The organism is Ruegeria sp. H9 (genome assembly GCF_056532915.1).
On sequence record NZ_JBQFNX010000001.1, the window covers coordinates 1,130,504 to 1,143,017 of the forward strand.

General features: G+C 59.8%; 20 protein-coding genes. 9 read left to right on the forward strand and 11 right to left on the reverse strand.

The features are described 5' to 3' along the window. Position 1: 1 nt before the first annotated feature. From bluB to ACR0CZ_RS05340, 8 genes are all read right to left on the reverse strand, one after another. On the reverse strand, positions 2 to 637 hold the full coding sequence (gene bluB / locus ACR0CZ_RS05305) for a 5,6-dimethylbenzimidazole synthase (protein WP_170392663.1): 636 nt from the start codon (positions 635 to 637) through the stop codon (positions 2 to 4). Positions 638 to 649: 12 nt separating this feature from the next. Then, positions 650 to 1,039, reverse strand: a complete 390-nt coding sequence (gene rpsP, locus ACR0CZ_RS05310; RefSeq protein ID WP_010437590.1) for a 30S ribosomal protein S16 — start codon at positions 1,037 to 1,039, stop codon at positions 650 to 652. Positions 1,040 to 1,082: 43 nt separating this feature from the next. Continuing rightward, positions 1,083 to 1,379: a chorismate mutase gene (locus ACR0CZ_RS05315; RefSeq protein WP_170392662.1), complete on the reverse strand. Its 297-nt coding sequence runs from the start codon at positions 1,377 to 1,379 to the stop codon at positions 1,083 to 1,085. Further along, positions 1,376 to 1,915 carry a GNAT family N-acetyltransferase gene (locus ACR0CZ_RS05320; protein ID WP_170565131.1) on the reverse strand — a complete coding sequence of 180 codons (540 nt, stop codon included), beginning with the start codon at positions 1,913 to 1,915 and terminating at the stop codon, positions 1,376 to 1,378. The genes ACR0CZ_RS05315 and ACR0CZ_RS05320 overlap by 4 nt, the downstream gene beginning before the upstream one ends. After that, positions 1,912 to 2,463 carry a GNAT family N-acetyltransferase gene (locus ACR0CZ_RS05325; protein WP_170392660.1) on the reverse strand — a complete coding sequence of 184 codons (552 nt, stop codon included), beginning with the start codon at positions 2,461 to 2,463 and terminating at the stop codon, positions 1,912 to 1,914. Before ACR0CZ_RS05325 ends, ACR0CZ_RS05320 begins: the two co-directional genes overlap by 4 nt. Then, a complete protein-coding gene (locus ACR0CZ_RS05330) occupies positions 2,460 to 3,017 on the reverse strand; it encodes a GNAT family N-acetyltransferase (RefSeq protein WP_480567060.1) in 558 nt (185 codons plus the stop codon). Before ACR0CZ_RS05330 ends, ACR0CZ_RS05325 begins: the two co-directional genes overlap by 4 nt. Next, positions 3,014 to 4,522 carry a signal recognition particle protein gene (gene ffh, locus ACR0CZ_RS05335; RefSeq protein WP_170565125.1) on the reverse strand — a complete coding sequence of 503 codons (1,509 nt, stop codon included), beginning with the start codon at positions 4,520 to 4,522 and terminating at the stop codon, positions 3,014 to 3,016. The genes ACR0CZ_RS05330 and ffh overlap by 4 nt, the downstream gene beginning before the upstream one ends. A 160-nt stretch (positions 4,523 to 4,682) precedes the next feature. Continuing rightward, positions 4,683 to 5,201, reverse strand: coding sequence for a hypothetical protein (locus ACR0CZ_RS05340; protein WP_480537034.1), 519 nt, complete (start codon positions 5,199 to 5,201; stop codon positions 4,683 to 4,685). Positions 5,202 to 5,290: 89 nt separating this feature from the next. On the opposite strand from ACR0CZ_RS05340, the gene ACR0CZ_RS05345 reads away from it, so the two are divergent. Continuing rightward, positions 5,291 to 5,821, forward strand: coding sequence for a prolyl-tRNA synthetase associated domain-containing protein (locus ACR0CZ_RS05345; protein WP_170392656.1), 531 nt, complete (start codon positions 5,291 to 5,293; stop codon positions 5,819 to 5,821). Here ACR0CZ_RS05345 and ACR0CZ_RS05350 read toward each other — a convergent pair whose 3' ends face one another. Next, a complete protein-coding gene (locus ACR0CZ_RS05350; protein WP_170465150.1) occupies positions 5,822 to 6,562 on the reverse strand; it encodes an aspartate/glutamate racemase family protein in 741 nt (246 codons plus the stop codon). Positions 6,563 to 6,626: 64 nt separating this feature from the next. Continuing rightward, entirely contained in the window at positions 6,627 to 7,208 is a 582-nt protein-coding gene (locus ACR0CZ_RS05355) for an FMN-dependent NADH-azoreductase (protein WP_170392654.1), read from the reverse strand. Positions 7,209 to 7,328: 120 nt separating this feature from the next. On the opposite strand from ACR0CZ_RS05355, the gene ACR0CZ_RS05360 reads away from it, so the two are divergent. The 4 genes from ACR0CZ_RS05360 (at position 7,329) to ACR0CZ_RS05375 (ending at position 9,946) form a co-directional block, all read left to right on the forward strand. Further along, the gene (locus tag ACR0CZ_RS05360; protein ID WP_170392653.1) at positions 7,329 to 8,207 is read left to right on the forward strand and encodes a LysR family transcriptional regulator; all 879 of its coding nucleotides are present in this window, start codon (positions 7,329 to 7,331) and stop codon (positions 8,205 to 8,207) included. Then, on the forward strand, positions 8,204 to 9,115 hold the full coding sequence (locus ACR0CZ_RS05365) for a DMT family transporter (RefSeq protein ID WP_170392652.1): 912 nt from the start codon (positions 8,204 to 8,206) through the stop codon (positions 9,113 to 9,115). Before ACR0CZ_RS05360 ends, ACR0CZ_RS05365 begins: the two co-directional genes overlap by 4 nt. 57 nt (positions 9,116 to 9,172) lie before the next feature. Continuing rightward, on the forward strand, positions 9,173 to 9,451 hold the full coding sequence (locus tag ACR0CZ_RS05370) for a hypothetical protein (RefSeq protein ID WP_170392651.1): 279 nt from the start codon (positions 9,173 to 9,175) through the stop codon (positions 9,449 to 9,451). Positions 9,452 to 9,532: 81 nt separating this feature from the next. After that, complete coding sequence (locus tag ACR0CZ_RS05375; protein ID WP_170392650.1) at positions 9,533 to 9,946, forward strand: universal stress protein; 414 nt, start codon at positions 9,533 to 9,535, stop codon at positions 9,944 to 9,946. Here the strand turns inward: ACR0CZ_RS05375 and ACR0CZ_RS05380 are convergent. Beyond that, on the reverse strand, positions 9,943 to 10,275 hold the full coding sequence (locus tag ACR0CZ_RS05380) for an ArsR/SmtB family transcription factor (RefSeq protein WP_170392649.1): 333 nt from the start codon (positions 10,273 to 10,275) through the stop codon (positions 9,943 to 9,945). The two genes, ACR0CZ_RS05375 and ACR0CZ_RS05380, sit on opposite strands and share 4 nt — an antisense overlap. A 231-nt stretch (positions 10,276 to 10,506) precedes the next feature. Here ACR0CZ_RS05380 and ACR0CZ_RS05385 point away from each other — a divergent pair, with 231 nt between their 5' ends. From ACR0CZ_RS05385 to ACR0CZ_RS05400, 4 genes are all read left to right on the forward strand, one after another. Then, complete coding sequence (locus tag ACR0CZ_RS05385) at positions 10,507 to 10,839, forward strand: AtpZ/AtpI family protein (protein WP_170392648.1); 333 nt, start codon at positions 10,507 to 10,509, stop codon at positions 10,837 to 10,839. Between the two features lie 2 nt (positions 10,840 to 10,841). Then, positions 10,842 to 11,600: a F0F1 ATP synthase subunit A gene (locus tag ACR0CZ_RS05390; protein WP_170392647.1), complete on the forward strand. Its 759-nt coding sequence runs from the start codon at positions 10,842 to 10,844 to the stop codon at positions 11,598 to 11,600. 48 nt (positions 11,601 to 11,648) lie between these two features. Then, positions 11,649 to 11,873 carry a F0F1 ATP synthase subunit C gene (locus tag ACR0CZ_RS05395; protein WP_005981269.1) on the forward strand — a complete coding sequence of 75 codons (225 nt, stop codon included), beginning with the start codon at positions 11,649 to 11,651 and terminating at the stop codon, positions 11,871 to 11,873. An 86-nt stretch (positions 11,874 to 11,959) separates the two neighbouring features. Then, positions 11,960 to 12,511 carry a F0F1 ATP synthase subunit B' gene (locus ACR0CZ_RS05400; RefSeq protein ID WP_170392646.1) on the forward strand — a complete coding sequence of 184 codons (552 nt, stop codon included), beginning with the start codon at positions 11,960 to 11,962 and terminating at the stop codon, positions 12,509 to 12,511. The last annotated feature ends 3 nt before the right edge of the window (positions 12,512 to 12,514 follow it).

Genomic DNA, 12,514 nt, shown 5'->3' on the forward strand with positions numbered 1-12,514 from the left:
TCTAGCGCACCTCGATGGGCAGAGAGGCGTCGCGGCATTCCCAGCCGACCTGCTCCAGCTCCGGCGTATCGGATTGGGCCTCGGGCCAGCCCAAGCAGAAATATCCGATCAACCGCCAGTCCTCGGGGACATCCAGATCGCGCACCATCTGGTCCGGGTCGAGGATCGAGACCCAGCCCAGGCCCAAGCCTTCTGCCCGCAAGGCAAGCCAGAAGAGCGTGATGGCTGAGACGACGGAATAACGCCGCATTTCGGGCATAGTGCCTGCGCCGAGACCTTGACCTTTGTCGGTGGCATCGTCGCAAAACACAGCCAGCTGCACCGGAGCTTCTTTCATCCCGGACAGTTTCAACTGGCTGTACAGCTGCGCCTTTTCGCCGGAATACCCGCTCAGCGCCCGCTCGTTGGCCGCTTGGAAATTCTTCAGCGCCGCGTCGCGCGCGGCCTGACTTTCGATGCGGATCACGCGCCAGGGTTCGCTGAGCCCAACAGAAGGGGCCAGTCGAAACGCGTCGAGGCAGCGCGTAAGCACTGCCTCGTCAATTGCATCGGTGCGAAACCGGCGCACATCACGCCGGAGCCGCATCAACAGATCGAACTGCGTGCGAAAATCGTCGGAAAAGGCCTGATCCTGCACGCGCCTGACTGCTTATTCTTCTGCAGCAGCTTCTTCAGCCGGTGCAGCAGCCGCTTCGGCAGCTTCAGCAGCCTTGGCAGCTTTCTCTTCCGCGCGTTCCTGAGCTTTCTTGCCCGGAGTACCCTTGTTGGGGTTGTTGCGCTCGGCCTTGTCACGGGCGCCGGCAGCTTCCAGCATACGTGCGATCCGGTCGGTGGGCTGTGCGCCCTGATCCAGCCAGTACTGGATGCGCTCCATGTTCATTTTCACGCGCTCTTCGCTGTCTTTCGGCAGCAGCGGGTTGTAGGTGCCCAGTTTTTCGATGAAACGACCATCGCGCGGCATACGGCTGTCAGCCGCAACAATGCGATAGAAGGGACGCTTTTTCGAGCCGCCGCGGGCGAGACGAATTTTCATTGCCATGGTGGTATCTCCTTTAGATGGCGTTTACCGGGATCGTTTCCGGTTAATTCTGATGTTTCTTGTGGTGTCGGATGACTTCCTGAATGATGAAATTCAGAAAAGCCTTGGCGAAATCGGGGTCCAGATCGGCCTCTTTCGCCAGGTCTTCTAACCGTGCGATCTGCGCAGCCTCGCGCGACGGATCGGACGGGGGAAGGTCGTGTGCGGCCTTGAGCTTGCCAACGGCCTGCGTGTGCTTGAACCGCTCGCCCAGCGTGTAGACAAGGATCGCATCCAGCCGGTCGATGCTTTCTCGATGGTCTTTCAACAGCGCAGCAGCCTGTGTCACGGGGTTGTTCATTGGCCGGTCCTTTCGGTGGTCAAATCAATCTGCGGATGACGCCAGATCTGAGCGTGCTTGCCCAAAAGCTCGGCTCTCTCAATCTCCAGCGTTGCGCCCAGCCGTTCGGCCAGAGCGCGCGAGCGATCATTGGCATGGGCGATGTAAGAAATCACACCGTTCAGCCCCTGATGCCGCGCTGCATAGTCGCGTGCAGCCGCGGCGGCCTCAAAGCCCAGACCTTTGCCTTCGGCCTCTGCCATCAGCGTCCAGCCCAGCTCGGGCTCCGCCCAGCCGGGTACGTAGATCACGCCTGCCCATCCCACGAATGCGCCGCTGGCCTTTTCAGTCAGATGCCACAGACCATAACCACGCAGCGCCCAATGACCCAATCTGTTCGAAAGAGAGCTCCAGCTTCCAAGAGCGTCCTTGGGACCACCAACCATATGGCTGCGCTCGGTCGCGTAGAACACGGTCATCGCAGGCAGATCGTCCAGATGCGGCGCGCGAAGGATCAGGCGATCGGTTTCGACGGTGGGTATAGTGAACGAGGTCATGCGTATGCCTCCACGCCACCGTTTACCAGATCGGCAGGCGCAGAATGACGCCAGACCTGCATCGCCCCGAAAGCCGGGTGTTCGAACATATATTCGAACTGCGCGCCCAGCCGTTCCGCGACAGCCTTGCTGCCCAGATTATCCGGATCGATCAGCGAGATTGCGGTTTCCCAGCCCAGCACGTCATAGGCATGTGCACGTGCAGCCAGTGCCGCTTCGGTCGCATAGCCCTTGCCGGTCGCGTGGTTCATCAGGGTCCAGCCAATTTCGGGCTCGGGCCAGCTATGCGGGTTCCACAAGCCAACATGGCCTACATAGGTGCCCGTGTCTTTTTCCTCGACACCCCAGAAGCCATATCCCCGCATCGCCCAGTGGCCTAACAGCATCGCAACAGCGCGCCATGTCTCATCCGGGCGTTTCGGGCCGCCGACGAATTTCGAGGCGTCGCTGGCAAAAAACTCTGCCTCAGCCTCAAAATCGGCCTCGCAGGGGGCCCGCATGATCAGGCGTTCGGTTTCCAGCGTTGGTATGGCCATGGCAAGTGTCATGCCTGCACCTCGCCGTATCGCCAGACATGCTGGGTTGGACCAAAGGCGCTTTCGGCAACGGCGTCGCGCGTTGCACCCAGACGCTGAGCCAAAGCGTTCGAACGAGCGTTGGACTGCGAAACGTAGCTTACGAACTGGCCGGACCCGAGCAGATCGAAGCCAAAATCGCGAACGGCGCTGCACGCTTCGGTCGCGTAACCTTGCATGCGGAACTTGCTATCGAACATATAGCCAAGCTCGGGCTCGTGATCGTCCCATTCGAGGCCCAGAATGACGAAGCCAATGACCTGATCGTCGTCCTTTAGCGAGACCGTGAACAGGCCATGCCCATGCAAAAGCCAGCCCGATGTGTAGTAGGAAAACTCAGTCCAGGCGTCCTGTTCGGTATCGCCAAAGCTGTCCTTGCAGATTGACGTCCATACCGGCAGGTCGTCCAGAGTGGGTGCACGCAGAACCAGCCGCCGGGTCTCAATGACAGGCAGGGCCGCGCGATACTGCGCTGCTGCCATCGCCGCCTTTCCGGACGGGGGCTGGGTGCAGCGTGCTGACGTCACTTTTTCTTTCCAAAACCGCTCAACCCCGGGGGCAGGCCCATGCCGCCACCCATTCCGGGCAGACCGCCGGGCATCTTGCCGCCCATCGCTTTGGCGGCTTGTTCCAGCGCCTTGGGGTCCATGCCTGCAGCCATTTCCTCGGGGCTGGGGCCACCTTTGCCGAACATGCCTTTCATGGCCTGTTTCAGCATCTTGCCTTTGCCCATTTTGCCCATCTTTTTCATCATGTCGGACATCTGCCGGTGCATCTTGAGCAGCTTGTTGAGATCGCTGACCTCCATACCCGAACCGGCGGCGATGCGTTTCTTGCGGCTGGCTTGCAGCAGTTGCGGGTTGGCGCGTTCGCGTTTGGTCATCGACTGGATCAGCGCGATTTGCTGGCGCAGGATTTTATCGTCCAGACCGGCCTGATCCATCTGCTTGGCCATCTTGTTCATGCCCGGCATCATACCCATCATGCCCTGCATGCCGCCCATCTGGATCATCTGCTCCAGCTGCATTTTCAGGTCGTTCATGTTGAACTGACCTTTGACCATGCGCTTCATCATGCGCTCGGTCTGTTCCATCTCCATCGTTTCCTGGGCCTTTTCGACCAGAGCGACGATGTCGCCCATGCCCAGAATACGCCCCGCGATCCGGTCCGGCTCGAAGGTTTCGAGCGCGTCCATCTTCTCGCCCAGACCAACAAAGCGGATCGGCTTGCCGGTGACTGCGCGCATCGACAGCGCCGCACCGCCACGTCCGTCACCGTCCATCCGGGTCAGGACCACGCCCGAGATGCCGACCTTGGCATCAAACTCTTCGGCCACTTCAACAGCGACCTGACCGGTCAGGCCGTCGACCACCAGCAGCGTCTCGCGCGGGTCGACCACGTTACGAACCTGCTCGACCTCGTCCATCAGGACTTCGTCGATATGCAGACGACCCGCGGTGTCGAGCATATAGACGTCATAGCCGCCGAGCGTTGCCTGTTGCTTGGCGCGCTTGGCGATATCAACCGGCGTCTGACCGGGTACGATCGGCAGCGTATCTACACCAACCTGCGTGCCCAGAACCGCAAGCTGATCCATCGCCGCTGGGCGATAGACGTCGAGCGAGGCCATCAGGACCTTCTTGCCCTCTTTCTCTTTCAGGCGTTTCGCCAGCTTACCGGTGGTGGTTGTCTTACCGGAACCCTGCAGGCCGACCATCAGGATCGGGGCAGGCGGGTTGTCGATCTTCAGCGCACCGGGGTCTTCTTCGCCGCGCAGTGTATCGACCAACGCGTCGTGCACGATCTTAACGACCTGCTGGCCGGGCGTGATCGATTTGGTGACAGCTTGACCGGTCGCTTGTTCCTGTACTTTCTTGACGAACTCGCGCGCCACCGGCAGCGAGACGTCGGCCTCAAGCAGGGCAACGCGGACTTCGCGCAGGGCGGTTTTCACGTCTTCTTCAGACAGGGCACCCTGTTTGGTCAGCCGGTCAAAGACGCCGGAAAGGCGTTCGGATAGATTTTCAAACATGCCTTCGGCCTCCTTAGCCGGTTATCTGGTGGCGTGCCCTAGATAGGACGCGTCGGTTAAATGCACAAACGCCCCCACGGGCGAAACTCGCTGGTGGGGGGCGATCCCTGAACGACTCAAGGGACCGGAAGATCAAACGCTTCCGGATGTTGGCGGCGATTTAGGCCGATTGGCTGGCAGAGTCAACCTTGCGTGCCGGAAGCCAATCGTTGACCGCATCCACCAGCCGATGCGCACCGCGCCCGCTGGAATAAGTCTCGACAATGGGATGCCGCCCGGCGCTCATGCCTTCATCCAGTATCAGGACAGGGCGATAGAGGGTCGATGTGCCATTGTCGCTACGCGAGGTCGTGCTTTCGGTTTCCGCGTGCGAGAGGTGCGAGAGCTCATGTTCTACGGCATCATATCCAAAGACTGACTGTCTGCGGATCAGGATGCTGTTATTATTGCGATCCAGTATGACCTGCACGCGCCGGACAAAGGCGCAAAATGCACCAAAACCCATGCCTCCGCCGAATAGTGCGAAGAAAATGCCGAACAAGATACCCTCGCCACCTTCACTGGCCAAGAAGACGCCCGCGCCGACAAATGCCAGAATGAAGAAAACCAGCGTGATGCCGATGAACCATGGCGTATTGGACAGGATCAGTTGGCTCGGAGTGTTACGCGTGACTTTCATGGCGGCACGCTAGCACCGAATGCCGCGCCTGTCGTGGCTTGAATTTACCTGTCGGTTGGGCGATGAGCGCGCCATACGAGGAGGTTCCCATGGACGCATCATCTGCCTTTCAGGATACGTTGCCGCTCAGCTCGGATGCGCTTTTGGCGCAGTTGGATGAATGGGGGCTGCCCTATCGGTTGCATACACATATCCCGCTGCGCACGGTTGAGGATGCAAAGGGGGTGGAAGGCCAGTTCATGGTGCCGGGTGAAAACACATTGCGGCTTAAGAACCTGTATCTGCGCGACAAGAAAAAGCGGAATTATCTAGTGACGCTGGAACAGAGCCGCGAGATCGACCTCAAGGCGCTGGGCGCGGAGTTGGGGGTTGGCAACCTGTCCTTCGGCTCGGCGGATCGGCTGTTCCAGAACCTCGGCATCCGCCCTGGCGCGGTCAGTCCGCTGGCGATGATCAACGGCGTTGAGAACAACGTTAAGTTCTTCATGGACGCCGCCGCGCAACAGGCCGATGTCATCAACATGCACCCTTTGGTCAACGACCGAACCGTCGTTTTGTCGCGCGAAGACCTGATGGTGTTCTTTGATAAGATCGGGTGCGAGATAAACTGGCTGCCGTGATCACCCCTCAAGCGCTTCGTTCAAAGCGGCAGCGACATGGGCGGCGGAGGGGTTGACGAACAGGTGACCGTCCGCCTCGAACACCGGATCGTCCAGATGATCGGGGAAGGCCAGAGGCAACTCGGTACAGGCCAGCAAGATCGCGGTTCCGGGTGTGGCGTGTTTGTTGCAGAAGGCCAGCAGGCGCGCATGTGCGGTGTCGGATGCGCCGCCGTAGAAATCACTGTCGATCATCGCCTGCATCTCGGCGATCTCAGGCTCGGGCAGGCGTGTGTTTGCCGTGATACCCTCGGCGGCCAGCCGGTCGGCATAGTTTGTGGCCTGCATGGTGACTGCGGTTCCAAGGACCAAAGCATTGGTGGCGCCGGTCGAGGCGGTCGCGTCGGCGGTTGCGTCAAAAATGCTGAGAATAGGCATGGAGACGCCTTCGCGGATCGTGTGAAGCCGCGCGTGTGGCGTATTGGAGGCGATGATGCCGAAATCGCAGCCTGCGTGTTCCAAAGTCAGCAGTGCTTCGCGGAACACCGCGTCGAAAGCGGCCCAGCTGTCTTCGTCACCGGCCACGCCGCGCAAGGCGCGGGTTTTGGCTTGGGTGACGGATTCGATGGTCATGGGTGGGATGGGCAGCGGCGATCCGTGGCCGCGTTCAGCAAAATACCGACCCGCGCCTTCAGCGATCGCCCGGTAGTAGTCGACAGTTGAGGCCCAGCCAACACCGCCCAATATTCCAATCTTTTTCATGTGAAACGCCCAGTCTGCCGATTTGCCTCGGCGCAGACTGGACGGTTCAAGGGGGGCAGGTCAATCAGGCTGCCAGTTTGGTGACAGCTTTCTGCGCATTGGACAGGGTTGTTTCGGGGTCCAGTGCCATGCGATCTGCGGCGATGACCTCGACATCATGGATGCCGATGAAGCCCAGAACATGGCGCGCATAGGTGGTGGCAAAGTCGATTTCGGAGCCCACCGCCGTACCGCCCGATGCAACAGCAAGGATGGCGCGTTTGCCTTCCAGCAGACCTTTCGGTCCTTCTTCGGAATAGGAGAATGTCAGACCGGCACGGGCGACCAGATCAATCCAGGCCTTGAACGCGGCGGGAACTGAGAAGTTGTAGATCGGCAGGCCGATGACGATCGTGTCGGCCTTTTGCAACTCGGACACCAATTCGTCCGACAGGGCCAGCAGGTCTTTCTGTACCGCGTCACGCTGGTCGGCGGGGGTGAAATTGGCGCCGATCCAGTCCTCGGTCAGCAGGGGCAGGGGAGTGGCCAGATCGCGGCGGATGATACGCCCGGCGTTCAGGTGGCGAACCACGCGGTCGGACAGATCGCGGGTGGCAGATCCAGTGCGGCGGGCCGAGGCGTCGATATGCAGGATGGTTTTGGTCATTTCGGGGCGTCCTTTGTTGCGGAATTAGCTTCTGTTGCCCCAATATGGCTGTTGCGTGCATGAACAAAACTCGGATATATCAACAAGCATTGTTAGAATTTGCACATTGGATCAGATGCAATGGACAATTGGGATGAAGTGAGAACCGCCTATCAGGTGGCGCGTATGGGAACGGTCAGCGGGGCAGCGGACGTGCTGGGCGTGCACCACGCCACCGTGATCCGCCATATCGACGCAATCGAGGCGCGGCTGGGCGTCAAACTATTCCAGCGTCACGCGCGTGGGTACACACCAACCGAAGCGGGTGAGGACCTGTTGCGGGTCGCGCAGGCAACCGAAGATCAGTTCAACCAGTTGGTTGGTCGCATGAAGGGGCGCGGAGACGATGTCTCGGGCGAGATCGTGGTCACCTCACTGGCCTCACTGGCCCCGCTCATCGTACCGACGCTGACCGAGTTCCAGCAGACCCACCCGGGATTGATCGTGCGCTATCTGACCGGCGACCGCCTGTTCCGGTTGGAATATGGCGAGGCGCATGTGGCGATCCGCGCCGGGGCCGCGCCGGATCAACCGGACAATGTGGTGCAGCCGTTCATTCCACAAGAGGTCGGACTATTCGCCAGCAAGGCCTATCTCGCGCGCCACGGCAAACCCGCGGACGTTGCAGATTTCGCCAATCACCACTTCGTCGGCAATGATGATGAAAACAGCCGCGCGCCGTTTTCCCGCTGGCTGCGTGCCAACGCGCCGGAGCAGGCGATCACTTTCCGCTGCACCAATAATTTCTGTATGCGAGAGGCTGTTCTGGCCGGTGCAGGCATCGGCTTTATGGCCCGTTGGGAGGCCGCGCGCGATCCCGATCTGGTCGAGGTGATGGCACCGTTGCCCGAGTGGTCTGGCAAGCTGTGGCTGGTGACTCATGTGGATCTGCACCGGACCACCAAGGTGCAGGCTTTCCTATCCTTCCTGAAAGATCAATCCAGGGGCTGGCTGCCGTGACACCGCAGGCGCGCGGCCATCTGGCCATGCTGACATTCTCGGCTTTGGTGGCGGGCAGTTTCTCGCTTGGCTCAATGGCGGCAAATGAGATCGCACCGTCGGCGATCACGGCAGCGCGCTTTGCGATTGCGGCGGTTGTGATCGGCATCGCTGCGATTGCCACAACGGGCATTCCGCGCAGCGCGGCTCGGGCACCATGGCGCTATCTGGTGCTTGGCGGATTGTTCGGAGCCTACTTTGTCCTGATGTTCTACGGATTGAAAACCGCTCCCCCGGTCAGCGCGGCGGCGGTCTTTACGCTGACCCCGGTCATGTCGGCGCTGGCCGGGTGGGTGCTGCTGCGCCAGATCACCACCCCACGCATGGCGCTGGCCCTGACGGTCGGTGCGGTCGGTGCGCTGTGGGTGATCTTCAGAGCGGATTGGCAAGCCTTTCAGGTCTTCGAGATCGGAGGCGGCGAGATCATCTATTTCTGGGGTTGCGCCGCGCACGCCGTCTATACGCCGATGATACGGCGATTGAACCGGGGCGAGCCTGCGGTGGTGTTCACCTTCGGTACGTTGGTTGCGGGGTGTTTGATCCTGACGGTCTGGGGCTGGTCCGATATCCGTGCAGTAGATTGGGGCAACCTTCCCGGGATTGTCTGGGTGACGCTGCTTTATATCTCGTTGTTTGCGACCGCCGCCAGTTTTGTACTGGTTCAGTTTGCAGCCCTGCGTTTGCCCGCGGCAAAGGTCATGGCCTACACTTACCTGACACCCAGCTGGGTGATCCTGTGGGAAATCGCTTTGGGACGACCAGCGCCGACAGCGTTGGTGTTGGTTGGTGCCGGGCTCACCGCTGTTGCGCTGTTGTTGCTGCTGAAAGGAGAAGACGCGCCTGCAAACACTCCGGTGCGCTCGAATTGAAGCTTGTGATTTCTACCTGATGTGGCAGCCTGCCTGGCACCACCAAGGAGCTGGGCCATGAAAACAATGTCACTTATTCCCGCATTGCTGGCGCTGTCCGCCTGTGCCCCCGGTAGCGCGAAAGACGCTGCAGAGGCGGACCTGCAAGCCAGCTGCGAAGCTCTGGTGGGCGCCGAAACCGGCACAGGGCCTGATGGTGTCAAAGCGATGTCTACCCAGTCCAGCCCGACAGGCTCGGTCACCAGCGTATTCGTGGCAGGGGCCGAGGCTCCGTGGCTCTGTCGTGCCGACCCAACGGGGGTTGTGACCGGGGTGGAATATAGCCGCGAGGGCTGAGCCTGCCGTTTGGATCGTCCCGACGGGTCAGACTGGCGAACCGCCCGGGTCGACATATCTCAGGATCAGGAGGACGCCAATATGTTCAAACACATCATGGTCCCGGTCGACCTGCACTTGCCGCCCGAGGTCAAGAAAGCCACCGAGGTTGCGGCGCAATTGGCCAAATGGCAGGGCGCCAAAGTGACCATCGTCAGCGTCACCGGCCCGCAGCCTGGGGATAGCCACCTGACTACAGACGCGATCAAACAAGAATTGCTGACCTGCGCCAATGAAATCGCGGTGCAAAGTGGGGCGCAGGTGGACACACGCAACATTCACTCGGTTGATGTCGCGGTCGAGATCGACAAGGACCTGACCCACGCAGCAGAGGAAATGGGGGCCGATCTTATTGTTGTGGGAACCCACGCACCCCGGATCACAGACTATATCCTGTCCAGCCACGCGGGATATCTGGCCAAACACGCCAGCATGTCGGTCTTAGTTGTGCGTTAGGCCTCATCCGGGGGCAGTTCAACTTCTAGAAACCGCTCGAACGCATCCAGATTGACCGGTTCGAACTGTCCGAACCCCTGCATCCAAACCGAGGCCGCACGAAGCGCGTCGGGTTCTAGTTTGCACCACTTCACCCGTCCGCGTTTTTCCTGAGAAATCAGACCTGCTTTGGTCAGGATCACCAGATGCTTTGAAATCGCGGCCAGCGACATTTCGAACGGTTCGGCCACGTCGGTGACGGCCATGTCATCTTCCAGCAGCATCGCTAAGATGGCACGGCGGGTGGGATCGGCGAGGGCTGCGAAGACAGTGTCGAGGTCGTTGGACATGGTTCCGCTGAACCATAGCCTGTGAGTTTGGTCAACCATTTGGTTGAATATGCGGATTCAGGCTTATCCGCCCGGTCAGCGAACAATACGCCATCGGCAGGTTTCACGCGATCTGTAATTTTATTATAAAAATCATATACTTAGCGACGTTCATGCTGCGGCTTCATTGCCGTTGACTCTGCGCCCTCAGCCCCTTAGCACCCTACCCAAGACTGTGCGAGGGAAACGCCCGTGACCGAAGATGACCAAAAGCAGCGTATGGCGCAGCTGGAGGCCAAGATCGAAGCGGCGAAAAAGGCCAAAGCGCCGAAACCTCGTGCGGATGCTGACGTATCCGGAGGCGAGCTTGCCTGGAGGATGGTCATCGAAATGGTTTCCGGTCTGGGGATCGGATTTGGCATCGGATACGGGCTGGACAGCCTGCTCGGGACGATCCCGATCTTTCTGGTGCTGTTCACATTGCTGGGCCTTGTCGCGGGCGTGAAGGTTATGCTCCGCAGCGCGAAAGAGGTTCAAGAGAAACAAGCGGCCGCAAGCGCGACCGAGAAGGACGAGAGGGACTGAACGTGGCAACCGAGACCACCGCAGAAAAAGGCAGCAGCCTGGCTTTCCATCCAATGGACCAGTTTATCGTCAAGCCGTTGTTCGGCGACGGTGCGATTGCCTGGTACACGCCCACAAACGTGACCCTGTGGTTGTTCCTGGCGATTGCGGCGATCTTTGCCCTGCTGGTTCTCAGCACGTCCAAGCGCGCCATTGTTCCGACGCGGATGCAGTCGGTGGCCGAGCTGGCCTATGGTTTCATCTACAAGATGCTGGAAGACATCTGCGGCAAGGAAGGCGTCAAGTACTTCCCCTATGTCATGACCCTGTTCATGTTCATCGTCTGCGCGAACTTCCTGGGCATGTTGCCCATGTCCTTCACCACCACATCGCATTTCGCCGTGACCATCCCGCTGGCGCTGGCCGTGTTCCTGACCGTGACCGTTTTGGGTTTCGTCAAAAACGGCGCTGCGTTCCTGGGCTTGTTCTGGGTCTCCAGCGCGCCGCTGGCGCTGCGCCCTGTTCTGGCGATTATCGAGCTGATCTCGTACTTCGTACGCCCTGTCAGCCACTCCATTCGTCTTGCCGGTAACGTCATGGCAGGCCACGCGGTTATCAAGGTGTTCGCAGGCTTTGCCGCGATTGCCGTGATCTCGCCCGTGTCGGTTCTGGCGATCACCGCAATGTATGGCCTTGAGGTCCTCGTGTCCTTCATTCAGGCCTACGTCTTCACCATTCTGACCTGTGTGTATCTGAAAGATGCGCTGCATCCGTCGCACTAAGGTCCGAACCCCCAACATCGAAACTTCCAAATCGTAAGGAGAATTCTCATGGAAGGCGATCTCGCACACATCGGCGCAGGCCTGGCAGCAATCGGTTCCGGCGCAGCCGCAATCGGGGTGGGCAACGTTGCAGGCAACTTCCTGGCCGGCGCCCTGCGCAACCCTTCGGCGGCTGCTTCGCAGACCGCAACCCTGTTCATCGGTATCGCGTTCGCAGAAGCGCTGGGCATCTTCGCATTCCTGGTCTCGCTGCTGCTGATGTTCGCCGTATAATCTGCGGAACCTGATCCTTACGCGCAGATGGGCCCAAGCCATAGCGGCCCATCTGTTGTAAAGACAACGTTCCGACGGAGGACATCATGGCGACTGAACCCATTGCTGAAGAAGTAGTAGGCACATGCGTTGATTCCAGCGGCTACGCCGTCGGGATGCCGCAGCTCTGCTTCGATTGGTTCCCCAACCAGATTTTCTGGCTGGTCATCACGCTGGTCGTCATCTTTCTGGTCCTGTCCCGCGTGGCTCTGCCCCGCATCGCGGCAATCCTGGCTGAACGCCAGGGGACCATTACAAATGACCTGGCTGCGGCCGAAGATCTGAAGGCCAAAGCGGTCGAGGCCGAAGAGGCCTATAACAAAGCGCTGGCCGATGCCCGTTCTGAGGCTCAGCGTATCGCAGCGGAAGCCCGCGCCGAAATCCAGTCTGGTCTGGATGACGCGATTGCCAAGGCGGATGCGGAAATCGCTGCAAAGGCGGCTGAATCGGAAAAGGCAATTGCCGAAATCCGTGCCGGTGCGCTGGAAAGCATTCAAGTGGTTGCCAAGGATACGGCGGCTGAACTGGTCACAGCACTGGGCGGCGAGGCGGATGCCAAAGCCATCAACAGTGCAGTAGATGCGCAGACGAAAGGATAAGTG